Source organism: Falsiroseomonas stagni DSM 19981, from assembly GCF_900114315.1.
In the GTDB taxonomy this organism is placed as follows: Bacteria; Pseudomonadota; Alphaproteobacteria; order Acetobacterales; family Acetobacteraceae; genus Falsiroseomonas; species Falsiroseomonas stagni.
In genome coordinates this window covers 26,967-50,447 of sequence record NZ_FOSQ01000002.1, presented here as the reverse complement: position 1 = coordinate 50,447, position 23,481 = coordinate 26,967, and the positions used below count along the sequence as shown (strand labels likewise).

The 23,481-nt window shown below is 71.1% G+C and carries 27 protein-coding genes; 14 read left to right on the top strand and 13 right to left on the bottom strand.

Annotation, left to right across the window (positions count from 1 at the left end; genetic code table 11):
* Positions 1–2: 2 nt before the first annotated feature.
* Positions 3–908: an isocitrate lyase/PEP mutase family protein gene (locus BM041_RS07080; RefSeq protein ID WP_092957762.1), complete on the bottom strand. Its 906-nt coding sequence runs from the start codon at positions 906–908 to the stop codon at positions 3–5.
* A 125-nt stretch (positions 909–1,033) separates the two neighbouring features.
* Here BM041_RS07080 and BM041_RS07075 point away from each other — a divergent pair, with 125 nt between their 5' ends.
* The 8 genes from BM041_RS07075 to phoB all read left to right on the top strand — a co-directional run bounded on the left by BM041_RS07075 (position 1,034) and on the right by phoB (position 7,292).
* A complete protein-coding gene (locus BM041_RS07075; protein WP_092957759.1) occupies positions 1,034–1,375 on the top strand; it encodes an STAS domain-containing protein in 342 nt (113 codons plus the stop codon).
* A gap of 7 nt (positions 1,376–1,382) precedes the next feature.
* Positions 1,383–1,790, top strand: coding sequence for an ATP-binding protein (locus BM041_RS07070; RefSeq protein ID WP_175533791.1), 408 nt, complete (start codon positions 1,383–1,385; stop codon positions 1,788–1,790).
* 148 nt (positions 1,791–1,938) lie between these two features.
* Positions 1,939–3,000 carry a phosphate ABC transporter substrate-binding protein PstS gene (gene pstS / locus BM041_RS07065; protein WP_245761967.1) on the top strand — a complete coding sequence of 354 codons (1,062 nt, stop codon included), beginning with the start codon at positions 1,939–1,941 and terminating at the stop codon, positions 2,998–3,000.
* Between the two features lie 89 nt (positions 3,001–3,089).
* Positions 3,090–4,064 (top strand): phosphate ABC transporter permease subunit PstC, encoded by a 975-nt coding sequence (gene pstC / locus BM041_RS07060; protein WP_092957750.1) that lies wholly within the window; start codon positions 3,090–3,092, stop codon positions 4,062–4,064.
* Positions 4,065–4,067: 3 nt separating this feature from the next.
* Positions 4,068–4,970 (top strand): phosphate ABC transporter permease PstA, encoded by a 903-nt coding sequence (gene pstA, locus BM041_RS07055; RefSeq protein WP_092957747.1) that lies wholly within the window; start codon positions 4,068–4,070, stop codon positions 4,968–4,970.
* 71 nt (positions 4,971–5,041) lie between these two features.
* Positions 5,042–5,827 (top strand): phosphate ABC transporter ATP-binding protein PstB, encoded by a 786-nt coding sequence (pstB, locus tag BM041_RS07050; protein ID WP_092958965.1) that lies wholly within the window; start codon positions 5,042–5,044, stop codon positions 5,825–5,827.
* 17 nt (positions 5,828–5,844) lie between these two features.
* Entirely contained in the window at positions 5,845–6,567 is a 723-nt protein-coding gene (phoU, locus tag BM041_RS07045; protein WP_092957744.1) for a phosphate signaling complex protein PhoU, read from the top strand.
* An 11-nt stretch (positions 6,568–6,578) separates the two neighbouring features.
* Complete coding sequence (gene phoB / locus BM041_RS07040; protein WP_092957741.1) at positions 6,579–7,292, top strand: phosphate regulon transcriptional regulator PhoB; 714 nt, start codon at positions 6,579–6,581, stop codon at positions 7,290–7,292.
* Positions 7,293–7,405: 113 nt separating this feature from the next.
* Here phoB and BM041_RS07035 read toward each other — a convergent pair whose 3' ends face one another.
* Complete coding sequence (locus BM041_RS07035) at positions 7,406–8,449, bottom strand: hypothetical protein (RefSeq protein ID WP_092957738.1); 1,044 nt, start codon at positions 8,447–8,449, stop codon at positions 7,406–7,408.
* 163 nt (positions 8,450–8,612) lie between these two features.
* Between BM041_RS07035 and BM041_RS07030 the strand changes: the two genes are divergently transcribed.
* Together BM041_RS07030 and recQ are read left to right on the top strand one after the other, a co-directional pair.
* Positions 8,613–9,026: an OmpA family protein gene (locus tag BM041_RS07030; protein ID WP_092957735.1), complete on the top strand. Its 414-nt coding sequence runs from the start codon at positions 8,613–8,615 to the stop codon at positions 9,024–9,026.
* Between the two features lie 104 nt (positions 9,027–9,130).
* The gene (gene recQ / locus BM041_RS07025) at positions 9,131–10,954 is read left to right on the top strand and encodes a DNA helicase RecQ (RefSeq protein WP_092957732.1); all 1,824 of its coding nucleotides are present in this window, start codon (positions 9,131–9,133) and stop codon (positions 10,952–10,954) included.
* Between the two features lie 38 nt (positions 10,955–10,992).
* On the opposite strand, the gene BM041_RS07020 is transcribed toward recQ, so the two are convergent.
* Positions 10,993–11,976 carry a Bug family tripartite tricarboxylate transporter substrate binding protein gene (locus BM041_RS07020; RefSeq protein ID WP_139225981.1) on the bottom strand — a complete coding sequence of 328 codons (984 nt, stop codon included), beginning with the start codon at positions 11,974–11,976 and terminating at the stop codon, positions 10,993–10,995.
* 143 nt (positions 11,977–12,119) lie between these two features.
* On the opposite strand from BM041_RS07020, the gene BM041_RS07015 reads away from it, so the two are divergent.
* On the top strand, positions 12,120–12,506 hold the full coding sequence (locus BM041_RS07015; protein ID WP_092957726.1) for a YkvA family protein: 387 nt from the start codon (positions 12,120–12,122) through the stop codon (positions 12,504–12,506).
* 3 nt (positions 12,507–12,509) lie between these two features.
* Here the strand turns inward: BM041_RS07015 and zigA are convergent, their stop codons facing one another.
* Together zigA and BM041_RS07005 are read right to left on the bottom strand one after the other, a co-directional pair.
* The gene (gene zigA / locus BM041_RS07010) at positions 12,510–13,736 is read right to left on the bottom strand and encodes a zinc metallochaperone GTPase ZigA (RefSeq protein WP_092957723.1); all 1,227 of its coding nucleotides are present in this window, start codon (positions 13,734–13,736) and stop codon (positions 12,510–12,512) included.
* Positions 13,733–14,353 (bottom strand): DUF1826 domain-containing protein, encoded by a 621-nt coding sequence (locus BM041_RS07005; RefSeq protein ID WP_175533790.1) that lies wholly within the window; start codon positions 14,351–14,353, stop codon positions 13,733–13,735. Before BM041_RS07005 ends, zigA begins: the two co-directional genes overlap by 4 nt.
* Positions 14,354–14,548: 195 nt before the next feature.
* Between BM041_RS07005 and BM041_RS07000 the strand changes: the two genes are divergently transcribed.
* Together BM041_RS07000 and BM041_RS06995 are read left to right on the top strand one after the other, a co-directional pair.
* A complete protein-coding gene (locus tag BM041_RS07000) occupies positions 14,549–15,025 on the top strand; it encodes an SRPBCC family protein (protein ID WP_092957717.1) in 477 nt (158 codons plus the stop codon).
* Between the two features lie 53 nt (positions 15,026–15,078).
* Entirely contained in the window at positions 15,079–16,035 is a 957-nt protein-coding gene (locus tag BM041_RS06995; protein ID WP_092957714.1) for a polysaccharide deacetylase family protein, read from the top strand.
* On the opposite strand, the gene BM041_RS06990 is transcribed toward BM041_RS06995, so the two are convergent.
* From BM041_RS06990 to BM041_RS06970, 5 genes are read right to left on the bottom strand one after another with little or no spacing between them, the layout of a single operon-like run.
* The gene (locus BM041_RS06990; protein WP_092957711.1) at positions 16,032–17,756 is read right to left on the bottom strand and encodes an ABC transporter ATP-binding protein/permease; all 1,725 of its coding nucleotides are present in this window, start codon (positions 17,754–17,756) and stop codon (positions 16,032–16,034) included. The two genes, BM041_RS06995 and BM041_RS06990, sit on opposite strands and share 4 nt — an antisense overlap.
* 31 nt (positions 17,757–17,787) lie before the next feature.
* Entirely contained in the window at positions 17,788–18,234 is a 447-nt protein-coding gene (locus tag BM041_RS06985) for a DUF1499 domain-containing protein (RefSeq protein ID WP_139225980.1), read from the bottom strand.
* Positions 18,231–18,491, bottom strand: a complete 261-nt coding sequence (locus BM041_RS06980; RefSeq protein ID WP_092957708.1) for a DUF3253 domain-containing protein — start codon at positions 18,489–18,491, stop codon at positions 18,231–18,233. Before BM041_RS06980 ends, BM041_RS06985 begins: the two co-directional genes overlap by 4 nt.
* Positions 18,488–19,069, bottom strand: coding sequence for a pyridoxamine 5'-phosphate oxidase family protein (locus tag BM041_RS06975; protein ID WP_092957705.1), 582 nt, complete (start codon positions 19,067–19,069; stop codon positions 18,488–18,490). The genes BM041_RS06980 and BM041_RS06975 overlap by 4 nt, the downstream gene beginning before the upstream one ends.
* Positions 19,066–20,043: an NAD(P)/FAD-dependent oxidoreductase gene (locus BM041_RS06970; protein WP_175533789.1), complete on the bottom strand. Its 978-nt coding sequence runs from the start codon at positions 20,041–20,043 to the stop codon at positions 19,066–19,068. The genes BM041_RS06975 and BM041_RS06970 overlap by 4 nt, the downstream gene beginning before the upstream one ends.
* A 325-nt stretch (positions 20,044–20,368) precedes the next feature.
* Here BM041_RS06970 and BM041_RS06965 point away from each other — a divergent pair, with 325 nt between their 5' ends.
* On the top strand, positions 20,369–20,740 hold the full coding sequence (locus BM041_RS06965; protein ID WP_092957700.1) for a response regulator: 372 nt from the start codon (positions 20,369–20,371) through the stop codon (positions 20,738–20,740).
* A gap of 3 nt (positions 20,741–20,743) precedes the next feature.
* Here BM041_RS06965 and BM041_RS06960 read toward each other — a convergent pair whose 3' ends face one another.
* From BM041_RS06960 to pcaH, 3 genes are all read right to left on the bottom strand, one after another.
* Positions 20,744–22,087: a class-II fumarase/aspartase family protein gene (locus BM041_RS06960; protein WP_092957697.1), complete on the bottom strand. Its 1,344-nt coding sequence runs from the start codon at positions 22,085–22,087 to the stop codon at positions 20,744–20,746.
* Between the two features lie 133 nt (positions 22,088–22,220).
* Positions 22,221–22,763 carry a protocatechuate 3,4-dioxygenase subunit alpha gene (gene pcaG / locus BM041_RS06955; protein WP_092957695.1) on the bottom strand — a complete coding sequence of 181 codons (543 nt, stop codon included), beginning with the start codon at positions 22,761–22,763 and terminating at the stop codon, positions 22,221–22,223.
* 13 nt (positions 22,764–22,776) lie between these two features.
* On the bottom strand, positions 22,777–23,481 hold the full coding sequence (gene pcaH, locus BM041_RS06950; RefSeq protein ID WP_092957693.1) for a protocatechuate 3,4-dioxygenase subunit beta: 705 nt from the start codon (positions 23,479–23,481) through the stop codon (positions 22,777–22,779).

The window sequence follows — 23,481 nt, the reverse complement described above, 5'->3', positions numbered from 1 at the left end:
CGCTACCGCGCGTATCTCTTTTCCATCTCGTAGTAGGCGTTGAAGCCGACGCGGTCATAGAGTTCGTCGAAGGGCAGCAGCCGGTCCGCGCCGGGGTGCTGCCCTTGCGCCATCAGCGCCAGCGCATCCTGCTGCGCCTTGATGACGACGTTGAGCAGCGTGACGCCGAGCAGCAGGATGTCGTAGCCGATCGCCTCCGCCTGGCTCGGCGACAGGAAGGGGCGGCCGGGTTTCTCGACCTGCGCCAGCATCGTCGGCGTGTCGCCCGTGACGCGGTGCAGCGCCTCCATTTCCTGCGTTGACTGGGGCGCCTCGAAATAGACGATGTCGGCGCCGAGTTCGGCAAAGGCCTGGGCGCGCCAGAGGGCTTCGTCGATGCCGACCGCGGCGCGGCTGTCGGTGCGGCCGATGATGAGGAGGTCGCCGCCGGCGCGGCGGATCGCGTCCCGCGCATCCAGGGCGGCGCGCAGGCGCATGATCGCCTCCTCCCGCGGCGCGACCTCCAGCCCCTGGGCGAAGCCGCAGCGCTTGGGGAAGACCTGGTCCTCGATCATCACGCAGGCGAAGCCGGCCTGGTGGTAGCCGGCGATGGTGCGGCGGACATTCACGGGATTGCCGAAGCCGGTATCGGCATCGCCGATCACGGGGATCGGGCTCGCGGCGCAGACCTCCCGCCCCGCATCCAGCATCTCCCGGTACGAGACCAGGCCCGCATCGGGCAGGCCGAGGCGGGCGGCGGAGACGGCGTAGCCGGAGAGGAAGGCGGCGGGGAGGCCGGCGCGGGCGATGAGGCGCGCACCCATCGCATCATGGCAGCCCGGCACCACGGCGATGCCGGGGGCGTCGAGCACCGCGCGCAGGCGGGCGGCGGGGGAGGGGACAGGCCCCTCGGCTTCCGGGTCGAGCATGGTCGTTATCCTCCGGCCGCCATGCTGGCACGCGCGGGGGCGGCCGGGCAGTGTCGTGCAACTGTCACACGCGCGGTGGCGGCGGTTGGTCTAGATGACCGGCGGTTCGGGACGGGAGCGATGGCGTGAAGTTCGACGTGGTGGAGATCAACGACAAGGCCAACAGGATCGTCCTGACGGGGCGGCTGGATTCGGGCACGGTCGGCGCGGTGGAGACGCCCTTCACGGCGACCATCGCCGCATCCGGCCGCAGCGCGGTGCTGGACCTGACGGCGCTCGACTTCCTGTCCTCGCTTGGCATCCGGCTGCTGCTGTCCGCGGCGCGGGTGGTGTCGCGGCGCGGCGGCAAGGTGGTGCTGTTCGGCGCCCAGCCCATGGTGGCGGAGGTCCTGGCGGCGATGGCGCTGGACCAGGTGCTGCCGCTGGTGGCGACCGAGGATGAGGCGCTGGCCCGACTGGCCGCCTGACGCGCCGATGCTGCGACTCGAGGTGCCGATCCGGCTGCCCGCGATCGCGGAGGCGCAGGCGGCGATCGAGGCCTGGGCCGGGGAAGCGGGTCTCGGCCCCGCCGCCACCTACCGCCTGGCGCTGGTGGCGGAGGAATTGCTGGCGAACCTGGTCATGCATGGCCGATTCGCGGGGGAGGCGCCCGCCGCCCGGCTGAGCGTGGAGGCGGAAGGGGGCGCCGCCGTGCTGGTGATCGAGGACGCGGCCGCGCCCTTCGATCCGCGGGCGGCCGCCCGGCCCGCGGCACCACGGCTGGATGACGACCGCATCGGCGGCATGGGCCTGGCGCTGGTGCGGAAGATGGCGGCGGGGCTGGAGTACGGCCCGGCCGGGGATGGCTGGAACCGCACCAGTATCACCCTCGACGCGGCGTGAAGATTGCGACAAGGCGCCGGGTTGTCGGGCGCTCTGTCATCGAAGCTTCATCAAACTGCAATCGGTTGGTCGTCCCATGCGCCTAGAAGGCGCTCGCCGGACGCCACGCTGCGCTTCCGGCACGCGAACAGGACCGGAGAGAGACACAGTGAACAGGCGGACCCTTCTGCTCGGCACCGGCGCGGCCCTTGGCGCCGGGCTGTTCGATGCCCGCGGCGCGATGGCCCAGACCGTGACGATCACTGGCGCCGGCGCGACCTTCCCGCGCCCCGTTTATGAGCGCTGGGCGAATGCCGCGCGCACGGCGGCGGGCATCCAGCTCAACTACCAGTCCATCGGCTCCGGCGGCGGGATCAACCAGATCACCAACCGCACGGTGGATTTCGGCGCCACCGACGCGCCGCGCACGCTGGAGCAGCTGCGCGAGGGCAACCTGATGCAGTTCCCGACCGTCATGGGCTCGATCGTGCTGATCGTGAACCTGCCGGGGGTTGCCGACCGCCAGCTGAAGCTGACGCCGGAAGTCATCACGGACATCTTCTTCGGCCGCCTGACGCGCTGGAACGACAACCGCATCGCCGAGCTGAACCGTGGCCTGCGCATCCCGTCGCTGCCGATCTCCGTGGCCTATCGCGCGGATGCTTCCGGCACCACCTGGGGCTTCACCAACTACCTGGCGCGCGTGTCCCAGGCGTGGAAGGACGGCCCTGGCGCCGGCACCTCCATCCAGTGGCCGGCCGGGCAGGGCGCGCGGGGCAATGAGGGTGTCGCGAACGCGGTCCGCAACACGCCGGGCGCCATCGGCTATGCCGAGAATGCCTACGCGGTGGTGAACCGCCTGGTGACGACGCAGATCCGCAACAAGGCCGGTAATTTCGTGGAGCCGGTGCAGGCCACCTTCGTCGCCGCCGCCGATGCCGCCGACTGGACCGTGCCGAACATGGCGCCGGACACGCTGGACCTGCCGGGTGCCAATGCCTGGCCGATGACGGTGGGCACCTACATCCTGCTGCCGACCAACCCGGCGGCGGACAAGGTCGAGGGCAGCCGCAACACCATGCGGTTCTTCGACTGGGCCTTCAAGAACGGCGCGCAGATCGCCGGCCAGCTTGAATACATCCCGCTGCCGGACAGCGTGACCAACGTGATCCGTCGCAACTGGGCCGCCATGGTCAAGGCGCCGAATGGCGCGCCGGTCTGGACTGCCTGAGCGAAGCTTGTCCCACTCGCCCCCGGGCCGCGCGCCCGGGGGACTCCGCCTTCCCTGAACCCCTGATCAGGACCTTGCCGGTGAGCGATATGACAATGGGCGCGGGCGCCGCGCCGAGGCCGGTCGCGCGCCGCCGCGGGATGGATGTGGGGGATCTGGTCTTCGAATGGCTGTGCCGCGGCGCGGGCGTCATCGTGCTGCTGCTGCTGGGCGGCATCATCGTCACGCTGTTCATCGGCGCCCTGCCTGCCTTCCGCGAATTCGGCCTGGGCTTCCTGACCAGCACGCAGTGGAACCCGGTGGAGGGCCGCGAGAACTATGGCGGCGCGGTCGCCATCTTCGGCACCGTGATGTCGGCGGTGCTCGCGATCTGCTTCGCGGTGCCGGTGGCCTTCGGGATCGCCTTCTTCCTGACGGAGCTGGCGCCGGATTGGCTGCGCCGGCCGGTGGGCACGGCGATCGAATTGCTGGCCGCGGTGCCCTCCATCATCTACGGGATGTGGGGCCTTTTCGTCGTGGTGCCCTTCGTCCAGATGCACATCCAGCTGGCGCTCGGCGACTACCTGGTCGCCATCCCGCTGGTCGGTTTCCTGTTCGAGAGCCGCTTCTTCGCCGGCACGTCGCTGTTCACGGCGGCCATCGTGCTGGCCATCATGATCCTCCCCTTCATCGCGGCCACCATGCGGGACGTGTTCCTGCAGGTTCCGCCGGTGTTCAAGGAAAGCGCCTACGGGCTGGGCGCCACGCGGTGGGAGGTGATGAAGGGCGTGGTCCTGCCCTACACGCGGATCTCCGTGGTCGGCGGCATCATGCTGGGGCTGGGCCGCGCGCTGGGGGAGACGATGGCGGTAACCTTCGTCATCGGCAACGCGAACCGCATGCCGCAGAGCCTGTTCGACCCCTCCACCACCATCGCGTCCATCGTCGCGATGGAATTCCCGGAAAGCCTGATGGGGAGCATGAAGCAATCCGCGCTCTTCGCGCTGGGCTTCCTGCTGTTCGTGATCTCCTTCCTGGTGCTGGCAGCGTCCCGCTACCTGCTCCGCTCCCGCCTCAAGGCCTGATCCATGAGCACCACGATCTTCGAGCCGCCGCCGCGCGCCGCCGTCCGGCGCAGCGCCGCCCTCGCCTCCCGCCGCAAGGCGGTGGACCTGATGGTCAAGTGGTTCTGCCTGGCGGCGACGCTGGTGGGCCTGTTCTTCCTGGCCTCCATCATGGCGACGCTGCTTTGGCGCGGCCTTGCCTCGATGGACTGGGTGGTGCTGACGGAGGAATTCCGCCCGACCCGCTATGGCGATGAGACGGCGCCGAAGGGCGGCCTTGTCCACGCCATTCTCGGCAGCCTGATCCAGACCGCGATCGGCACGGCCATCGGCACGCCGATCGGCCTGCTGGTCGGCACCTACCTGTCCGAATACGCGCGGGGCTCCGCCTTCGGCAACGTGCTGCGCTTCGTCTCGGACGTCCTGCTCTCGGCGCCGTCGATCCTGATCGGGCTGTTCATCTACCAGCTTGTCGTGCTGCCGATGGGCGGCTTCTCCGGCATCGCGGGTGCGCTGGCGCTGGCCATCATCGTCATTCCCGTCGTGGTCCGGACCACGGAGGACATGCTGCAGCTCATCCCCAACACGCTGCGGGAGGCCGTGATCGGGCTCGGCGCGCCGAAATGGAAGATGATCACGCTGGTCTGCTACAAGGCTGCCGCTTCCGGCATCCTGACGGGCATCCTGCTGGCGGTGGCGCGCATCGCGGGTGAGACGGCACCGCTGCTGCTGACCAGCTTCGGCAACAACGTCACCAGCTTCGACCTGTCCACCGCCATGGCGAGCCTGCCGATCGCCATCTACCAGCAGGCCAATTCGGGCTTCCCGGACCTGATCGAGATCGCCTGGTCGGGCGCGCTGCTGGTCACGCTCGGCGTTCTTGCCATCAACATCATCGCCCGCACGCTGTTGCGCGGGCGGCAGTGATCCAGGAAGGGAGAGGGCCGATGAGCTCCACCACCGAGACCAAGCAGAGCGCCGAGGCCGGCTTCGGCGGCATGCAGGCGCGGTCGGGCGCGCAGATCAATGCCACCTCCCGCATCTCGGTCCGCAACCTCGATTTCTACTACGGCACCAACAAGGCGCTGAAGGGCATCAACCTGGAACTGCCGGACCGGCAGGTGACGGGCATGATCGGCCCCTCCGGCTGCGGCAAGTCCACGCTGCTGCGCGTGCTGAACCGGATGTACAGCCTGTACCCCGGGCAGCGGGCGGAGGGCGAAGTGCTGATGGATGGCCGCAACATGATCGACCCCTCGGTCGACCTGAATGAGCTGCGGTCCAAGGTCGGCATGGTGTTCCAGAAGCCGACGCCCTTCCCGATGACGATCTACGACAACATCGCCTTCGGCATCAAACTGCATGAGAAGCTGCCGAAATCGGAACTGGACGACCGCATCGAATGGGCGCTGTCCCGCGCCGCGATCTGGGGCGAGGTGAAGGACCGGCTGCAATCCAGCGCCATGGGCCTGTCGGGCGGCCAGCAGCAGCGGCTGTGCATCGCGCGGTCCATCGCGGTGCGGCCGGAGGTGATGCTGTTCGACGAGCCGACCAGCGCGCTCGACCCGATCTCCACCCTCAAGATCGAGGAGCTGATCGACGAGCTGAAGCGAGACTTCACCATCTGCATCGTCACCCACAACATGCAGCAGGCCGCGCGCTGCGCCGACCAGGTGGCGTTCTTCTACCTCGGCGAATTGGTGGAGGTGGCGCCGGCCGCGCGCATGTTCACCGCGCCGCGGGAGAAGCGGACGCAGGAATACATCACCGGCCGGTTCGGCTGAGCGGGAGGGCTGGGCACATGCCGATGGAACAGGGCGACCACATCGTCCGCAGCTACGACGAACAGCTTCGCCGCCTGCGCGACATGGTGGCGCGGATGGGCGGCCTTGCGGAGCGCCAGGTGAATGACGCGACGGTGGCGCTGGTGCGGCGCGATGCCTCGCTGGCGACGGAGGTGATCGGCCGCGACGCCGCGATCGACCAGCTGGAGCGCGAGATCGAGACCTTCTGCATCCGCATCCTGGCCACCCGCCAGCCGATGGCGATGGACCTGCGCTTCATCATCGCCGCGATGAAGGTGAGCCACAATCTGGAACGCATCGGGGACTACGCCCGCAACGCCGCCAAGCGCAGCATCGTCATCGCGCAGCAGCCGGCGATCGGCAGCCTGAACGGCTTCAGCCGCATGGCGCTGCTGGTGCAGGAGAACCTGAAGCTCGCCATCGATGCGCTGGTGAATGACGATGCGGAGGCCGCGCAGCGCGTCTGGGCGGCGGATGAGCCGGTGGACGATGTCTACAACGGCATCTTCCGGGAGATGCTGACCTTCATGATGGAGGATCCGCGGAACATCACCGCGGCCACGCATCTGCTGTTCATCGCCAAGAACCTGGAACGCATCGGCGACCACGCCACCAACATCGCGGAGACGGTGCACTACGCGGTGCGCGGCGACAGCCTGCCGGATGACCGGCCCAAGGCCGACGCCTCCGCCTACGCCGTCGTCCGCCCACGCGAGTGAGGGATCACGCCATGCCCGACGCCATTGGCAGCCTGGCCAAGCCCACCATCCTGGTGGTGGAGGACGAGGCGCCGCTGCTGACCCTGCTGCGCTACAACCTGGAGAAGCAGGGCTTCCGTGTTGAGGAAGCGACCGATGGGCAGGAGGCGCTGCTGCGCGTCGCCGAAGGCCCGCCGGATTTGATCCTGCTGGACTGGATGCTGCCGCAGCTTTCGGGGCTGGAGGTCTGCCGCCAGATCCGCCGGCGCCCCAACACCCGCGACCTGCCGATCATCATGGTGACGGCGCGGACGGAGGACCAGGACGCGGTGCGCGCGCTGGATACCGGCGCCGACGACTACATCGCCAAGCCCTACGTGATGGACGCGCTGCTGGCGCGCATCCGGGCGCTGCTGCGGCGGTCGGGCGCGGTGCCGGTGAAGGGGCGCCTGACCTATGCCGACCTGGTGATGGACCAGGACGCGCATCGGGTGACGCGGGGCAGCCGGTCGCTGCATCTCGGCCCCACCGAATACCGGCTGCTGGAGTTCTTCCTGAGCCATCCCGGCCGCGTCTTCACGAGGGAACAGCTGCTGGACGCCGTCTGGGGCCGCGACATCCATGTGGAGCCGCGTACCGTGGACGTGCATATCCGCCGCCTGCGCAAGGCGGTGAACGGGGAGGGGGAGGCGGACATCATCCGCACCGTCCGCTCCGCCGGCTATGCGCTGGACGTGGAGGAGTAGGACCGACGGCATGATGGCGTGACTGGCGGCCGACGCAGTCGGCCGAGGCCGCAGATGCGGCCGCCCGTCACGCCGCAGGCGTGCCTTCGGCACGACGCTTGGGGGCATGAACCTCAGGGCTCGTCCGGTGCGCGGTAGAGCGAGGTGAGCGACAGGCGCCGCAGCGTGTTGCGGGCGAGCGCCTCGATCTCCCGCCGGTCGGTCGTGTCGGGGTCCACCGTCATCCAGGCGGCGGAGAGGCGCCGCCAGAAGACGGAGATGTCGAGCAGCCGGTCCCGGTAGCCATCCTGTTCCAGGATCAGCCGCGTCGGCGCTTCCAGCGGCAGGGGGCGGCGCATCGCTTCCTCGGCCGCCGCCAGGATGGCGGTGCTGGCGCGGCGCGGGCGGCTGATCTGCGGCAGCAGCCCATCCATGGCCCGCGTCAGCAAGCCGCCGCCGACCCAGCCGCGATCGGCGCCGAGTGGCTGGCGCGTGCGCAGCACCACCTTCTCCATCGCCGCATAATCCGGCTGCGCGGCGGCGGTGGCCAGGACGCGCGCATGGGCATTGGCCAGGCGCTGCAGGCGCCGGGCGAGGGGGGCCACCGTTGCCATCGGGAAGCCGAAGCGGGTGATGCAGCGGGCGACGGCGGCTTCGAACATGCCGGGGCCGGGCGGCACGCGGCGCATTGCCTCCGCCAGCGCCTGCCCTTCCTCCCCGGCCTGGCCGGCCAGGCGTTCCACCATGGCGGTGGTGGCGGCGTAGAGGTGGTGCTCCTCCGGCACCTCCTCCTCCTCATCCAGCAGGGGCCCTGGCATGGGGTCCCCGGGGATGATCCGCTCCACGCAGCGCAGCGCGGCGGGGATCAGGCGCAGCAGGCGGAAGTCGCGGCTGCCCGGCGCCAGGTCGAAAAGCTGGTGCGCGGTCTCGATATCCACCAGCAGGCGGAGATGGGCGAAGGACCGCACCACGGCGATGCCGCCGCTGGCATCGCGTTCGAAGCCCAGGCCCGCCTCATGCATCCAGGGCGCGTGGAAGTTGAAATGGGTGGGTGGCCAGACCTCCCCGGCCTCGGCGCCCGGGAAGATGACGGGGTCGAAATGACGAGGATCCGGCAGCCCCCCCCGGTGCGGCGGGATGGCGGTGGAGACCGGAGCAGGGCTGGCTTGATCGGGCACGGTCGCAAGATGCGGGACGAATGGTTAACGAGAGGTGGCCACACAACCGGAATGCGAGTGCCGATTCCGTGTGGCGTCATGGCCCCGTCGTGGAGCCTGCGTGATTGACGGGGGGCCTGCCACGCGCGACCAATGCGCCAACACAACTGGGGAGCCCAATGTCATGAATCGCCGCAGCTTCGGGCTCGCCGCCCTGTTCGCCCTGCCCCTGGTGGCCGCCTGTTCCGCGACCGACCCGATGGGCGCCCAGCTGGCGGCCCAGCCGGTCCGCGTCGTGTTCTTCGAGGATGACAGCATCGCCGTGAGCGAGGAGGCCAAGGCCGTGATCCTCGATGCGGCGGCGGTGGCCCGGCGCTACCCCGGCGCGCCGGTGCGGGTGCTCGGCTTCTCCGCGCCCGATCCGAACCACGCGCCGACGGTCAACCTCTCCCGCGCGCGGGCGGAGCGGGTGGTGAACGAACTGGTCGCCGCCGGCGTGCCGCGCGCGCAGGTCACCCAGCAGGGCCGCGGCGCGGTCGCCTTCGATGCGGTGCCCGTGCAGAGCCGCCGGGTGGAGATCCATATCGGCGGCAATTGAGGGACAGCTTCCCCGCGCGGATCGCCGCATGACGCGCGGGCCGGGGCATGGCACAGGATGCCATGCCCGATGATGGCCGATTCTCCCCCGTAGCCAGCCCTGCCATGGAAAGCCTCGTGGACCCTGTCGAGGTTCTGGGCCGCGTCTTCGGCCACCCCGGCTTCCGCGGGCGGCAGGAGGAGGTGGTGCGCCATGTCGCGGGCGGGGGCTCCGGCCTGGTGCTCATGCCGACGGGCGGGGGCAAGTCGCTCTGCTTCCAGGTGCCGGCGCTGTGCCGGGAAGGGGTCGGGGTGGTGGTCAGCCCCCTGATTGCCCTGATGGAGGACCAGGTGGCGGCGCTGCGCCAGCAGGGCGTGGCGGCGGCGGCGCTGCATTCGGACCTGCCGGAAGGCGAGGCCCGGACCGTGCTGCGGGACCTCCATTCGGGCGACCTCAAGCTGCTCTACGTCTCGCCGGAACGGCTGACGCTGGAGGGGATGCTCAACCGGCTGGAGGAACTGCCCATCGCGCTCTTCGCGGTGGATGAGGCGCATTGCGTCAGCCAGTGGGGGCATCACTTCCGGCCAGAATACCGAACCCTCGGCGTGCTGTCGGAACGCTTCCCCCGCACGCCCCGCCTGGCGCTGACCGCGACGGCGGACCAGCGGACGGTGGAGGATATCCGCCGGCAGCTGGGGCTGCAGGATGATCCGGTGTTCCGGGGCGGCTTCGACCGCCCGAACATCCGGATCGAGGCCGTGCCGCGGGAGCAGGAGCGCGCGCAGCTCCGCGCCCTGCTGCGGGAGGAAGCCTCCAAGGGCGGGGCCGGCATCGTCTATTGCGGCACCCGCAACAAGACGGAGCAGACGGCGGAATGGCTGCGCGCCGATGGCGTGGATGCGCTGGCCTTCCATGCCGGCATGGATGGCGGCGCGAAGCGTGACGCGCATCGCCGCTTCGCCCGTGGCGACAGCGTGGTGATGTGCGCGACCATCGCCTTCGGCATGGGGATCGACCGGCCGGATGTGCGCTGGGTGGCCCACCTCGACCTGCCGAAATCGCCGGAGAGCTGGTACCAGGAGATCGGCCGCGCCGGCCGCGATGGCCTGCCGGCCCGCGCCCTTCTGCTGTACGGCGCGGGCGACATCGCGCTGGCCCGGCACCGGATCGAGGAAAGCCCGGCGGCGCCGGAGCAGAAGCGGATCGAGCGCCAGCGCCTGGACGCCATGATCGCGATCGCGGAAGCCGCGACCTGCCGCCGCCAGATCCTGCTGCGCTGCTTCGGGGAGGATGACATCCCCCCCTGCGGCAATTGCGATGTCTGCCTGACGCCGCCCAAGCTGTTCGACGGCACGGTGGCGGCGCAGAAGATGCTCTCCGCCGTGCTGCGCACCGGGCGGCGCTTCGGCGTCGCGCATGTCGTCGATGTGCTGCGCGGCAAGATGACGGAGAAGGTCACGCAATTCTCGCATGACCAGCTGCCGACCTTCGGCGTGGGCAAGGATCTGTCCGAATTCGCCTGGCGCGGCGTGGCGCGGCAGCTGGTGGCGCGGGGCGCGCTGGACGTGGCGGTCGAGAACCATGGCGAACTGGTGCCGACCGATGCCGCCCGCCCGATCCTGAAGGGGGAGGAGAAGGTGCTGCTGCGGGAGGATGTGCTGCGCGCCGGCAACGCCCCCTCCGGCAGCGGGACGCGCGGCGTGCGGGGCGGCGGCGGCGGCGCGCCGGTCGGCGACCGGGTGTTCGAGGCGCTGCGGGACTGGCGGCGCGGCGAGGCCCAGGCCCAGCAGGTGCCGGCCTATGTCATCTTCCAGGACAAGACGCTGGCGGAAATCGCCGCCGCGCGCCCGCGCAGCCTGGACCAGTTGGGCGCGATCCCGGGGGTGGGGCGGACCAAGCTCGACCGGTATGGCGACGAGGTCTTGCGGGTGCTGCGCGGCTGCGACTGAGGCCGTCGGGGGAAGCATGGCTCCCCCCGACAGTGTCTTCAGCTCGGCGTGGCGCCGGAGGACCGCACGATCGGCGCCCAGCGCGCCACCTCCCGGTTCACGAAGGCCTGGACATCGGCGGGGCCGCTATCGGACATCGGCAGGACGCCGAGGCCCGCGATGCGGTCCTTCATGCCCGGCTCATTGATCGCGATGGTGAAGGCTTCCCGCACCCGCGTGACCACGCCCTCCGGCAGCCCGACGGGGCCGGCCAGGACGAACCAGTTGATCGCCGTCGCGCCGGGGAAGCCGGCCTCCACGATGGTCGGCACGTCGGGGAAGGTGGACATGCGTTCCCCGCTGGTGATCGCCAGCGCCCGCAGCGTGCCGCCGCGCACGCTGCCGGCATGGGCGCCGAGCGTGTTCCACAGCGATTCAAGGCTGCCGCCGAGGACCTGCTGCTCGGCCTCCCCACCGCCGCGGAAGGGCACATGGAGCAGCTGCGTCCCGGTCTCGCTGGCCCAGAGCATGCCCGCGAGGTGGCCGACGGAGCCGATGCCGGCGGAGCCGTAGCTTATCGCCTCCGGCCGGGCGCGGGCCGCGGCGAGGTAGTCCGCCATGTTGCGGATGGGGCTGTTCGGCCGCACGCCGACGACCATCGGCGCGCCGCCGACGAGCATGACGTAGGAGAAGCTGCGGCGGACATCGTAGGGCAGGGTGGGGAACAGCGTCTGCGCGATGGCCATCGGCCCGGCATTGGCCAGCACCAGCGAATAGCCATCCGGCCGTTCCGCCGCGATATGCGCGGTGCCGACGGTGCCGCCCGCGCCGGGGCGGTTGTCCAGCACGACGGGCTGGCCGAGCACCCGCTCCAGCGTCGGCGACAGCAGCCGCACCACGCCATCGGAGGTGCCGCCGGCCGAGAAGGGGCTGACGATCCGGATGGGCCGGTTGGGAAAGGCGCCCTGGGCGAGGACGCCGGCGGGCAGCAGAAGGGGAAGAGCCAGCGCGGGGGCGCTGGCCAGCAGGTGGCGGCGGTTCATATGATCATCCCGGCAGCATTTCATGGGCCCGGTGTGCACGGGAAAGAGGCAATCCCCTTCCCGCGCCCGACAGGCGCCCGGGGCCAAGCAAGCCACGCGCCATCGATCACGGTTTCGTGCGTGGTGGCCGGGCGGGGGGATGGATGGAGCGGCTGAAGCGATGGGCGGGGGCGCTGAAGCGATGGGCGGGGGCGCTGAAGCGCCAGGCAATCCTGCTGTGGCTGGCGGCGCGGGATGCGCGCGTGCCCTGGGCGGCGCGGCTGCTGGCGGCGGGGATCGCGGCCTATGCCTTCTCCCCCATCGACCTGATCCCGGATGTGATCCCGGTGCTGGGGCTGCTGGATGAGCTGATCCTGCTGCCCGGCCTGGTGTGGCTGGTGCTGCGGATGATCCCGCCGGCGCTGCGGGCCGAGCTGGAGGATCAGGCCACGTCGATCGCCGCGCGCCCGGTCAGCCGGGCGGGGGCGGTCGCGGTGGTGGGGCTGTGGGTGGCGGTGGCGGGCCTGGCTGCGTGGTGGTGGCTGGGGTGAGGGTCAGCCCTGCCGCCAGGCGGGGAAGGGATCGGCGAAGCGGCCCCAGGTCCTGGGGCCGCCGCGCATCTCGGCATCCGTCAGCAGGCAGGCATCGAGGGCGCGGCGCAGCGCGGCTTCGTCCATGCCGATGCCGATGAAGACGATTTCCTGCCGCCGGTCGCCGAAGGGTTCCTGCCAATTGGCCATCACGCCGCGGCGCCAGTCGGGATCCTCGGGCCAGCGTTCCTCCGGCTGGGCGGCCCACCAGAAGCCCGCGGCCTCATGCCGGCCGACGGCGCCGGCCAATTGCCAGGACCCCGCCCAGGGCATGCGGGTGGCGAGCCAGAAGAAGCCCTTGGCGCGGATCACGCCGGGCAGGGGGCTTTCGATCAGCCGCTTGAAGCGGGCGGGGTGGAGGGGCCGGCGGGCGCGCCAGACGAAGCTGGTGATGCCGAATTCCTCGCTTTCGGGCAAATGGTGGCCGGACAGCGCCTGCGCCCAGCCGGCGGCCTGGGAGGCTTGCGCGAAATCGAAGCGGCCGGTGTCCAGCACATGGCGCAGCGGCACCTGGCCCTGGACGCTGGCCACGATCTCCGCCCGCGGGTTGAAGGTGGCGAGGATGCCGGCCAGGCGGCCGAGTTCCTCCGTCGTCACGCGGTCCGCCTTGTTGACGACGATGACGTCGGCGAATTCCACCTGCTCCACGAGCAGATCCACCAGCAGGCGGGTGTCCTCCTCCCCGGTCGCCTGGCCGCGTGCGCGCAGGCTGTCGGCGCTGGCGTAATCCGCCAGGAAGGCGGCCGCATCCACCACCGTCACCATCGTGTCCAGCCGCGCGATGTCGGAGAGGGAGAAGCCATCCTCCGTCCTGAAGTCGAATGTGGCGGCGACGGGCATGGGTTCGGCGATGCCGGTGCTCTCGATCAGCAGCGCGTCGAAGCGGCCCTCCCGCGCCAGCTTGGCGACTTCCTGCATCAGGTCCTCCCGCAGCGTGCAGCAGATGCAGCCATTCGACATCTCGACCAGGCGTTCCTCGGTGCGGGAGATGGTGCCCGCGTCGCCCCGGAGGGGCGCATGGGAGTCGTTGCCGACAAGGGCGGCGTCGATATTCACCTCCGACATGTCGTTGACGATGACGGCGACGCGCCGGCCTTCCCGGTTCGCCAGGACATGGTTCAGCAGCGTGGTCTTGCCGGCGCCGAGGAAGCCGGAGAGCACGGTGACGGGCAGGCGGGGATCGGCGTTCATGGCGCGGGGAACCGGCCGGCCTCATCCAGGCAGAGCACCAGGCGCAGCGGCGCGTCATCGGGGTTGGGGGGCGATCGGTGAATGCAGCCATTCCCGGCATTGCCCGGCCAGGCCTCCCCCTTCAGCACCGCGACATCGCCGGTGGCCAGGCTGTCCGGCTGCATCATGAGGTGGGCGGGGTCGAGCCGCCGGGCCAGCGCCGCGCCGCCGGGAAGGTCCAGCCATTCGGTCCCCGGCCCCGCATAGGTGCAGAGCAGGCGGAGCCCGACCGCATCGGCGTGCCAGCGATGGCAACCGCGGCCGCGCAGTGCCTCCAGCCGGATGCGCAGGCGGTCCTGGCCGGTCAGGGCGGTGAAGCTGGCGGCGAGGAGGCTGATGTCGGCGTGCAGCAGGCCGGTCAGCGGGACCTGGCGGGACAGCGCCTGGAGGGCGGCGTCGGGCGCATCCTCCCCGATCGCGACGAAGGGACCGCGGGCGAGGAGCGGCCCGAGGCCGGCGAAGAGCGGGATCGGCAGGCGGCGGCGCCAGGCCGCGATGTTGGTGCCATCGCGCAGCACGGGGGCCAGCACCGCCATGGCGGCCAGGGGGGAGGCGTGTTCGACGTGGTCGAGCGGCATCTCACGGGGTCCGTTTGATATGGTATAACATAACATAGTCGCGCTGCCGGACAAGGCCCGGGTGACGCGGGCGTGACTCGACGGGGCAGCCGGGTGGTGGTTACTTAGGTAAACGGTTAACCATGGGGCAGCGCTGGCGGGCACCGCGCGCCGCCCGGGCCGATCGACCGGCCATCGCAGGAGGGAAGAACGACCATGGCTGCCACCGAGACCGATCGGGACCTCGTCCAGACCCGCATCCTCCCGCTGCCGCCGCGGCTGGTGTGGCGCTGCTGGACGGAGCCCGCGCTGCTGATGCGGTGGTTCACGCCGCATCCCTGGAAGACCACCCATGCGGAGGTGGACCTCCGCCCCGGGGGCATCTTCCACACGGTGATGCAGGGCCCCGAGGGCCAGGTGATGAACGAGCCGCCGGGCTGCTGGCTGGAGGTGGTGCCGCATTCCCGCCTGGTCTGGACCGACACGCTGCTGCCGGGCTTCCGGCCGCGCCCCAACCCCTTCATGACGGCGGTGCTGACCTTCGAGGAAGTGGCGGAGGGCACGCGCTACACGGCCCGCGTCCTGCACAAGGATGGCGCGGATCGCGACCGCCACGCGGCCATGGGGTTCGAGCAGGGCTGGGACGCGGCGCTGGACCAGCTGGTGGGGGTGGCGCGCGGGCTGGAGGCTTGACCCACCCGGCACCGCCCCCGATCTGCCGGCGACGCAGGGACGGGAGAGGCGGGATGGCGATCGGGCGTCGGGGGATGATGGGCGCGGCGGCGGGGCTGCTGGCCTCGCCGGTGGTGGCGCAGCCGGCGCGGCGGCCGCGCGGGCCCTTCTGGCCGGGCGGCGCCAGGCTCGCCATCGGGGTCTGCATGATGTTCGAGGCCGATGGCGGGCAGCCCGCCATGTGGCAGAACGGCCCGCCCGGCACGCCCCAGGCCGGGCAGCGCTTCCCCAACCTGCCGATGATCCAGGGCCGCACCTATGGCGCGAAGGAAGGCGTGCCGCGGCTGCTCGACCTGTTCGACCGGCTGGATATCCGCGTCTCCTCCTTCATGATCGGGGAGACGATCCGGCGATACCCGGACCTGGCGAAGGAGATCGTGGAACGCGGGCATGAGGCCGGCGGCCGCGCCATCCGCCACGCGCCGCAATTCCATCTGCCGAAGGAGCAGGAGCGGGAGTTCCTGCGGGAGGGGTTCGAGGCGCTGCGCAGCGCGACGGGGCTCTGGCCCAAGGGCTTCAATGCCCAGGGCCTGCAGGGCAGCGTGAACACCAACGACCTGCTGCAGGAACTCGGCCTGGTCTATTCCATCGACGACCGGACACGGGACGAGCCCTGGATCCAGGCGGTGAATGGCGACAGGGAACTCTGCCTCGTGCCCTATATGGGCCACGTCAACGATCTGAACTTCTTCCAGAACCAGCAGCGCAGCCTGGACGACTACGAGCAGATGCTGCGGCAGGAATTCGAGGTGCTGTACGAGGAAGGCGCGGCGCGCCGCCGCATGATGAGCGTGCCGCTGCATGATTTCGTGGCGGGTCGGCCGGCCATCATCCCCTCGGTCCAGCGCTTCCTGCACTGGGCGGGGAAGCACCCCGGCGTGTGGTTCGCGCGGCGGGACGAGATCGCGGAATGGGCGCTGGGCCCGGGGCGGGCGCTGACGCCCCGGGATGCGCCGGTGCTGCCGGGCTAGCCCGGCAGCAACGCCCCCTCCGCTACCACCAGCCGGCGCCCGTGGAACTGCGCGACGGCCGGGCGGTGGGCGATGGAGAGGACGGCGGTGCCGGGCAGCCGCTCCGCCACCAACCGGTACAGCGCTTCCTCCCCCGCCGGGTCCAGGCTGGCCGTCGCCTCGTCCAGGAACAGGAAGTCAGGCTTCACCAGCAGGGCGCGGGCGATGGCCAGGCGCTGCTGTTCACCGCCCGACAGGCGCCGGTCCCAGGCATCTTCCTCATCCAGCCGGTCCAGCAAATGGGGCAGGCCGGCGGCGGAGAGGGCTTCGCGCACCGCATCGTCGGGCACCGTCGCGGCATCCAGCGGGTAGCAGACGGCGCGGCGGAGGCTGCCCAGCGGCAAATAGGGGCGCTGGGGCAGGAACAGGGCGCGGGCGCCGTCGGGGATGTGCGCGGTGCCCTGGCCGAAGGGCCAGATGCCGGCGAGCGCCCGGAACAGCGTCGATTTGCCGCTGCCGGAGGCGCCGGTAATGAGGACCGCCTCCCCCTTCTCCAGCCGCAGCGACGCGCCCTGCATCAGCACGCGGCCGCCGGGCAGGCTGATGGTGACGTCGTCCAGCACCACGGCGGGATCGGCGCCGGGCAGGGCGCGGACGCCATCGGTCGCGGCGCGGGCGACCTCGATCGCGCGGCGGAAGCCTGTCAGGCGCTCGACCGTCGCGCGCCATTCCGTCAGCCGGGCGTAATTGTCCACGAACCAGGACAGCGCGCCCTGCACCTGGCCGAAGGCGCTGCTCGTCTGGATCAGGCCGCCGAGGGGGATGCGCCCGGCGAAATAGGCGGGGGCGGCGACGACGATGGGGAAGATGCTGGCGACCTGGGTGAAGCCCGCGGTGAAGAACGTCAGGCGCTTGGTGGCGGTCATGATGCCCCACCAATTCTCCGTCAGCGCGTTGAAGCGCGTCAGCAGGCCGCGCTTCTCATCGGCCTCCCCCTGGTGCAGCGCCACGCCTTCGACATTGTCGCGCAGCCGGACCAGGGCGTAGCGGAAATCGGCCTCGACGCGTTGCTGGAGGAAATTCAGGCGGATCAGCGGGCGGCCGATCAGATGGGCCAGCCAGGTGCCGATGACGGAATAGAGGATCGCCACCCAGACCATGTAGCCGGGGATGGTGATGCCGAAGACCTCCAGCGGCCCCGACAGCGACCAGAGCACGAGGATGAAGGAGAACAGCGTGACGATGCTGTTCATCAGGCCGAGGCCGAGGGAGAGGGTATCGTCCACGAAAAGGCGCAAATCGTCGGCCAGGCGCTGGTCGGGGTTGTCCGTCGCCGGGTCGGTCAGGGCGATGCGGTAATAGGCGCGGTCGGCCAGCCAGCGATCCAGGTAGTCCTTGGTCAGCCAGCGGCGCCAGCGGATCTGGAGCGCCTGCCTCAGGTAGAGCTGGTAGACCGCGATCAGGATGTAGGCGATGGCCACCACGGTGAAGCCGGGGAACCAGGTGCCGTCGGCCTCTCCGCCCAGGAACAGCAGGGACCAGAAGGTGGCGGCGTCCTTCGCCTCCAGCGCGTTGTAGAAGGCGCGCTGCCAGTAGGTCAGCACCACCGTCATGCCGACCAGCGACAGGTTCAGCACGATGACGGCGGCCAGCAGCAGCAGGCCGCGGCCGCGCTCCTCGCTCACCCAATAGGGGCGGGTCAGCGTCCAGGCGTCGTGCAGGAAGGAGCCGAGGCGTCGCATGGGCGGGGAATCCTGAAGCGCCCCGCCAGTATCAGGGGGCGCGGAGTGCCCCGTCCATCCGCGCGCGCCATTCGGCGATGCGGCGCTTGTTCACGCCGAAATCCGAATAGCCGATCAGGCTGCGGGAATAGAGGAACAGGCCCGAACCGCCGGGCAGGGGCACGATCTGGCCCACGACGATGTCCGGGAAATTGGCGAGCCTGGTGCGAACCACCCACTGCACCTGCCGCCGGTCCGGCCATTCGGCCAGCTTCCAGGTCCGGGCCTCGCCTTCCCCCAGCATCCGCAGCGCGGCCCAGGCCGCTTCCGGGGAGACGGGGAGGAGCGGCGTCGTCTCATGCCGCTCCGCCGTGGCGCCGGCCGGCGCGGCCAGGTGGGCGTTGGGGGAGGGGGGCAGGACCAGGCCGTTGAAGTCGACCGGCTCCGCTTGCGGCAGGCCGGCGGTGCCGCGGCCCATCAGCAGGGACAGGGTGCTCATGTTGCTGACTTTCGCAGGCGGATGACGCCGCGGATTTCCGCGGTGGGGTCGACGGGCTTGCCCTTGCGCAGGATCTCCACCTGGCCGGCCCGTGCCAGGCGGATGGCGGCGGCGCGGATCGGGCCCATCAGGCGGCGCCAGGTCTCCTCATCGGCCGCAAGGGCGCGGGCGACCTCGCTCGGGCAGATGCTCTTGTCGCTGCCGCGTTCGGTGGTCTGGCGGAGGATCTCGGCCTCCAGCGCCTCGGCATTCGTCATGGGACGAGCCAGGTGGCAGCGGGGGTACTGGCCTGGTCCCAGGCGAAGCGCGCGCGCCGGTGCCCGCCGGCGGCGAGGTGGAGGGATTCGAGGGTGTGGAGGTGCAGGATCACCACGCAGAAATGCGGCCGGCCCGCCTGGCTGTCCAGCGGCGCGGCGGGCGGGGCGGCGATGGCGCGGCCGGGGGCGGGTTCGATCGCGTAGCACATGCGGCTGAAATCCCGGCTGGCCGCCCAGGCTTCATCCGCCAGGGCATCGTCGCGATGCAGCGTGGCGCGGCCGGCCAGCCGCAGCTGCAGCTGCGCGCCGGGGTCGTAGAACATCAGCGTCGCGCGCGGTTCGGCTTCCAGTTCCGCCACCTTCCCCGCCCGCGCATCCGTGTGCAGGCGCAGCTGGCGGGTGGCGGGATCGATGCCGCGCAGCACCACCGTGCGGGCCTGGGGCGCGCCATCAAGGCCGGTGGTGGCGAGGACCGGCGTATGGAAGGGATGGCGCCGGTCCGCGACCCCGCGCGCGACCAGGGCGAGGGCCCAGGCCAGCGTGTCCTCCAGCGTCGCGGGCGCAGCCTGGTGGGTCATTCCCGCCGGATCGCGGCGGCCATGGCCGCGCCGCTATCCACCGCGGCTTCCGCCCGCGCGTCGATCGCCCAATCCCCGCCGGCGCCGAGGCCCAGCGCGGGGTCCCACAGGCAGGGGGCGCCGAGCGGCTTTTCCACCAGCGCATAGCGCCAGCGATGCGCCAGGCAGACCAGCGTCGGCGGCAGGGGCTGGCCGACCAGCTTTTCCAGCGCATCCCGCAGCAGCAGCGCGACCTCCGCCGGGCGGCGTTCCAGGTGTTCGCGGGTCCAGGCGGGGCTGGCCTGGACCACCCAGTTCTCCTGCTGCGCGTTGCGGCCGGGCTTGGAACTGTCCCGCGCCGCCCAACCGATGGGGCCGCCGGTGAGGCGCAGCGTGTCCTGCAGGGGCAGGCGGGTCGGGAAGGCAACCATCAGCGTCCAGCAGGGCGCCATCACGACGCCTTCCAGCACATGCGCCAGATGCGGCGCGGGGCCGGCGAGCAGCGGGATCGCCTGGGGGGAGGGGATGGCCAGGGCCACCGCGTCGAAGGGCCCGTCCTCCGCCGTCGCGGCATCCGGGCTGGGGGCGCCGGGCGTGACCAGCGCGGAATCATGGTGGCGCAGCATCCAGGCGCCGGGGGAGCCGGTGATCTCCACGACATGGCGGTTGACCGTGATGTCCAGGCCATCGGCCAGGCCGCGGCAGATGATCGCCATGTTCGGCTGGCCGACCCAGCGTTTCTCATCCGGCCAGTTCATCGATTTCGTCACTTCAAGCACCGCGGCGAAATGGGCGCCCCGCGCGGTCAGGTACTGCGCGCCGTGGTCGAAGGCGTGGGTGACGCCGTCCACCTCCACCCGCCTGGTCGCCATGCGGCCGCCGGGGCGGCGGCTCTTCTCGAACAGGCGCACGCGGGCGCCATGGGCTTCGAGGGTCTTGGCGCAGGCCATGCCGGCAAGACCGGCGCCCACGATCGCGATGTTCTGAGGAACCATGCCTGCGTGTATGGCGCGGCCGGAGCCGGAGGCAAGGGCGGGATCGCGCGGCGCGGTGGATCGGCCCGGATGGTCGGGGCGCCCAGCCCCCCGATCCTGGGGCTTCGGCCCTGCCGGGCCGAACCGCCGTTCTGGCGTTGGTCGCGGCGGCTGCATCGGCGATGGGTGTTAACCGGCTGTTAACCGACGCTGCGGATTGCGGCGGAACCCTGGTGTTTTGGCGTCACAGGCACGGCCCGGCGGGGGCCATCACGCAGTCGTGCCAGCCGCCGCCCATCCCGCTTGCCGATCCGGGCGCTAGGTTGAGTCCGGAAAAGGGGACGCCATGGCATTGGCCCGGCATGTTCTGCTCGTCGAGGATGATCCGCTGGTCCGCATGACCCTGGTGGAAGGGCTGTCGGATTCGGGGTTCGCGGTGCTGGAGGCGGAGGATGCCGAGATGGCGCTTCGCATGCTGGCGCGGCATCCGGAGATCGCGCTGCTGCTGACGGACATCAACCTGCCGGGCGCGGACGGCTTCGCGCTGGCGCGGGCCGCGCGCGTGCTGCGGCCGGACCTGCCGGTGGTCTATGCCTCCGGCCGGTTCCGCCAGGCGGAGCCGGGGCGCGGCCTGGCGGGCGCGCCCTTCCTGGCCAAGCCCTTCAGCGTGGCCTGCGCGGCGGCGACCATCGCGGGGGCGATGCGGGCGTTGGGATGAGGGTCAGGCGCGGGCCAGCACCGCGTCGATGAAGCCCTGGGTGGCGCCGAGATAGCCCGCGGGGTCGGTCAGCCGGTCGATGCCGGCCTGGTCCAGATGCGCGGTGACGCGCGGGTCGCGGGCCAGCGCCACATCCAGCGTCACGCCCTCCGCCAGCGCCACGTCGCAGGCATGGTGCACCACGTCATGCGCCACGCCCCGGCCGAGCAGCGGCGCCAGGCCCATCATCACCGCCTCCGCCACGATCAGCCCGCCGGAGGCATCGAGGTTGCGGCGCATCCGCGCGCCATCCACCACCAGGCCCTCCGCGATCAGCAGCGCCTGGGCCATGGCGCCATGGGCGTAGAGGAAGATGGGGGCGAGGGCGAGCTGCTCGATCTGCATCGGGCCGGCGCCGCGTTCATGGTCATGCGCCATGGCGCCGAGCACCTGCGGGACCAGGGCCTGCGCGGCGCGGGCCTGGGCGATGACATATTCGCAGGCGATGGGGTTGCGCTTCTGCGGCATGGTGGAGGACCCGCCGCGGCCCGGCGCCGAGGGTTCGCTGGCTTCCGACACCTCCGACTGCATCAGCAGCATCACGTCGGTGGCGGGCTTGGCCAGCACGCCGCAGAGCATGCCGAGCCAGCAGGCGGCCTCCGCCGTGCCGTCCCGCGCCACATGCCAGGGGATGGCGGGCAAGGTGAGGTCCAGTTCCTTCGCCAGTTCCGCGGCGCAGTCCCGGCCCCTGTCGCCGAGGGAGGCGAGGGTGCCGACGGCGCCGCCGAATTGCAGCTTCAGGATGCGCGGCAGCGCCTGGGCCAGGCGTTCGCGCATGGAAACCACCGGGTCCAGCCACAGCGCGGCCTTGTAGCCGAAGGTGATGGGCAGGGCCTGCTGGGCATGGGTGCGCCCGGCCATGACGGTGTGGCGGTGGTCCCGCGCCAGCGTCGCGAAGGCGGCGATGAGGCGATCGAGGTCGGCGGCGATCAGCGCGAAGGCGTCGCGCATCTGGAGCACCAGGGCGGTGTCCACGATGTCCTGCGTCGTGGTGCCCCAATGCGTCCAGCGCCCGGCATCCGCGCCGGCGGCGGCGGAGAGCTGCTTCACCAGGCCGACCACGGGGAAGCCGGTGTTGCGGGTGGCGGCGGCCAGCGCGGGGATGTCGAGCGTCTCGACGCGGGCGGCGGCGGTGATGGCGGCGGCGGCCTCCCCGGGGATCATGCCGAGCCGGGCCTGGGCGCGGGCCAGGGCGGCTTCGGTGTCCAGCATGCGCTGGAGGAAGGCGCGTTCCCCCATGGCGGCGCGCATCGCATCGGTGCCGTAGACGGCACCGAAGACGGGGCCATCGGCGGGGGAGACGGTCATGGGGGTTCTCCGCAGGCTTGCCGGACCCCCACCCCGACCCTCCCCCGCAAGCGCGGGGGAGGGAGAGGCGGCGGTGCCAAGAAGCCCTCCCCCGCGCTTGCGGGGGAGGGTTGGGTGGGGGTTCTCCCGCCCGTCAGACGTCGAGGAAGACGGTCTCGCCCTCGCCCTGGAGGACGATGTCCAGGGTCCAGACGCCATCGCCCTGCGGCCTGGCCACCAGCGTCGCGCAGCGGGCGGGGTCATCCACCAGCGCCAGGACCGGGTCGGTGGCGTTCAGGGCCTCGCCCTCGAAATAGGCGCGGGTGACGACATGCTTCATCAGGCCGCGGGCGAAGAGCGTGACGGTGATGTGCGGCGCCTGGGTGGCGTTGCCGAGGCCAGGGACGGGGCCGGGCTTGATGGTGGTGAAGCGGTAGCGGCCCTCGGCATCCGTCGCGCAGCGGCCGAAACCGTGGAAGCCGGATTCGTAGGCGCCATCCGGGCCGGCCTGCCAGATCTCCACCAGGCCATCGACGACCGGCGCGCCGTCGCCATCGGTGATGCGGCCGGTGAGGGTGATGCGCTCGCCCCCCACCCCCGCATTCGGCCCATCGGCCCGGAGCAGGTCGGCCCACTCGGGAAAGTCGATCATGTGCCAGTAGGGGCCGGCGGTCTGGTGCGCGGTCGCGGGTGTCATGGCGCGTGCCCCCTCAGGCCTTCTCGAAGGGCGTCGCGTCGCGCCCCCGCAGCACGATGTCGAAGCGGTAGCCGAGCGCCCATTCGGGCTTCGTCACCTCCAGGTCGAAGGTGGAGACCAGGCGGTTGCGCGCGGCCTCATCCGCCGTGGTGTTGAAGATAGGGTCCAGCGCCAGCAGCGGGTCGCCCGGGAAATACATCTGGGTGATCATGCGCTGCGCCCAGCCCGCGCCATGCAGGCCGAAATGGATGTGGATGGGCCGCCAGGCGTTCCAGTGGTTCCGCCACGGATAGGCGCCGGGCTTGATGGAGACGAAGGAATAGCGACCATCGGCATCGGTGAAGATGCGGGCGCGGCCTTCGAAATTGGGATCGAGCGGCGCGTCATGCTGGTCGCGCGGGTGGTGGTAGCGGCCCGACGCATTGGCCTGCCAGACCTCCACCATCGTGTTGGCGCAGGGGCGCCCATCCTCATCCGTCACGCGGCCGGCGACGATGATGCGTTCGCCGAGCGCGGCCTTGCCGTTCACCTGGCTCATATCGGCCTGGGTGCCGTAGAAGCGCTGGTCGAAGCGGGGCGCGCTGGTTTCCGTCAGCGTGTGCGGGACGCGCAGCATCGGCTGCTTCGGATGGCGCTTGTGGGTGCTGCCATAGGACGGTGCGTCATAGGGCGGCTGGGTCGCCGGGTCCGGGCGGCGATAGGGGATCGGGTCGCTCAT

Excerpts from the sequence above, each read along its gene's own strand:
- pstA (WP_092957747.1), top strand. The coding sequence starts at position 4,068 with ATGAGCACCACGATCTTCGAGCCGCCGCCGCGCGCCGCCGTCCGGCGC.
- pcaH (WP_092957693.1), bottom strand. The coding sequence starts at position 23,481 with ATGAGCGACCCGATCCCCTATCGCCGCCCGGACCCGGCGACCCAGCCG.
- BM041_RS06995 (WP_092957714.1), top strand. The coding sequence starts at position 15,079 with ATGGCGATCGGGCGTCGGGGGATGATGGGCGCGGCGGCGGGGCTGCTG.
- phoU (WP_092957744.1), top strand. The coding sequence starts at position 5,845 with ATGCCGATGGAACAGGGCGACCACATCGTCCGCAGCTACGACGAACAG.
- BM041_RS07000 (WP_092957717.1), top strand. The coding sequence starts at position 14,549 with ATGGCTGCCACCGAGACCGATCGGGACCTCGTCCAGACCCGCATCCTC.
- BM041_RS06960 (WP_092957697.1), bottom strand. The coding sequence starts at position 22,087 with ATGACCGTCTCCCCCGCCGATGGCCCCGTCTTCGGTGCCGTCTACGGC.
- BM041_RS06980 (WP_092957708.1), bottom strand. The coding sequence starts at position 18,491 with ATGACGAATGCCGAGGCGCTGGAGGCCGAGATCCTCCGCCAGACCACC.
- BM041_RS07005 (WP_175533790.1), bottom strand. The coding sequence starts at position 14,353 with ATGCCGCTCGACCACGTCGAACACGCCTCCCCCCTGGCCGCCATGGCG.
- BM041_RS06970 (WP_175533789.1), bottom strand. The coding sequence starts at position 20,043 with ATGGTTCCTCAGAACATCGCGATCGTGGGCGCCGGTCTTGCCGGCATG.
- BM041_RS06965 (WP_092957700.1), top strand. The coding sequence starts at position 20,369 with ATGGCATTGGCCCGGCATGTTCTGCTCGTCGAGGATGATCCGCTGGTC.
- recQ (WP_092957732.1), top strand. The coding sequence starts at position 9,131 with ATGGAAAGCCTCGTGGACCCTGTCGAGGTTCTGGGCCGCGTCTTCGGC.
- phoB (WP_092957741.1), top strand. The coding sequence starts at position 6,579 with ATGCCCGACGCCATTGGCAGCCTGGCCAAGCCCACCATCCTGGTGGTG.
- BM041_RS07070 (WP_175533791.1), top strand. The coding sequence starts at position 1,383 with ATGCTGCGACTCGAGGTGCCGATCCGGCTGCCCGCGATCGCGGAGGCG.
- BM041_RS07030 (WP_092957735.1), top strand. The coding sequence starts at position 8,613 with ATGAATCGCCGCAGCTTCGGGCTCGCCGCCCTGTTCGCCCTGCCCCTG.
- pstB (WP_092958965.1), top strand. The coding sequence starts at position 5,042 with ATGCAGGCGCGGTCGGGCGCGCAGATCAATGCCACCTCCCGCATCTCG.
- BM041_RS06975 (WP_092957705.1), bottom strand. The coding sequence starts at position 19,069 with ATGACCCACCAGGCTGCGCCCGCGACGCTGGAGGACACGCTGGCCTGG.
- BM041_RS07020 (WP_139225981.1), bottom strand. The coding sequence starts at position 11,976 with ATGAACCGCCGCCACCTGCTGGCCAGCGCCCCCGCGCTGGCTCTTCCC.
- zigA (WP_092957723.1), bottom strand. The coding sequence starts at position 13,736 with ATGAACGCCGATCCCCGCCTGCCCGTCACCGTGCTCTCCGGCTTCCTC.
- pstC (WP_092957750.1), top strand. The coding sequence starts at position 3,090 with ATGACAATGGGCGCGGGCGCCGCGCCGAGGCCGGTCGCGCGCCGCCGC.
- BM041_RS06985 (WP_139225980.1), bottom strand. The coding sequence starts at position 18,234 with ATGAGCACCCTGTCCCTGCTGATGGGCCGCGGCACCGCCGGCCTGCCG.
- BM041_RS07080 (WP_092957762.1), bottom strand. The coding sequence starts at position 908 with ATGCTCGACCCGGAAGCCGAGGGGCCTGTCCCCTCCCCCGCCGCCCGC.
- pcaG (WP_092957695.1), bottom strand. The coding sequence starts at position 22,763 with ATGACACCCGCGACCGCGCACCAGACCGCCGGCCCCTACTGGCACATG.
- BM041_RS07015 (WP_092957726.1), top strand. The coding sequence starts at position 12,120 with ATGGAGCGGCTGAAGCGATGGGCGGGGGCGCTGAAGCGATGGGCGGGG.
- BM041_RS06990 (WP_092957711.1), bottom strand. The coding sequence starts at position 17,756 with ATGCGACGCCTCGGCTCCTTCCTGCACGACGCCTGGACGCTGACCCGC.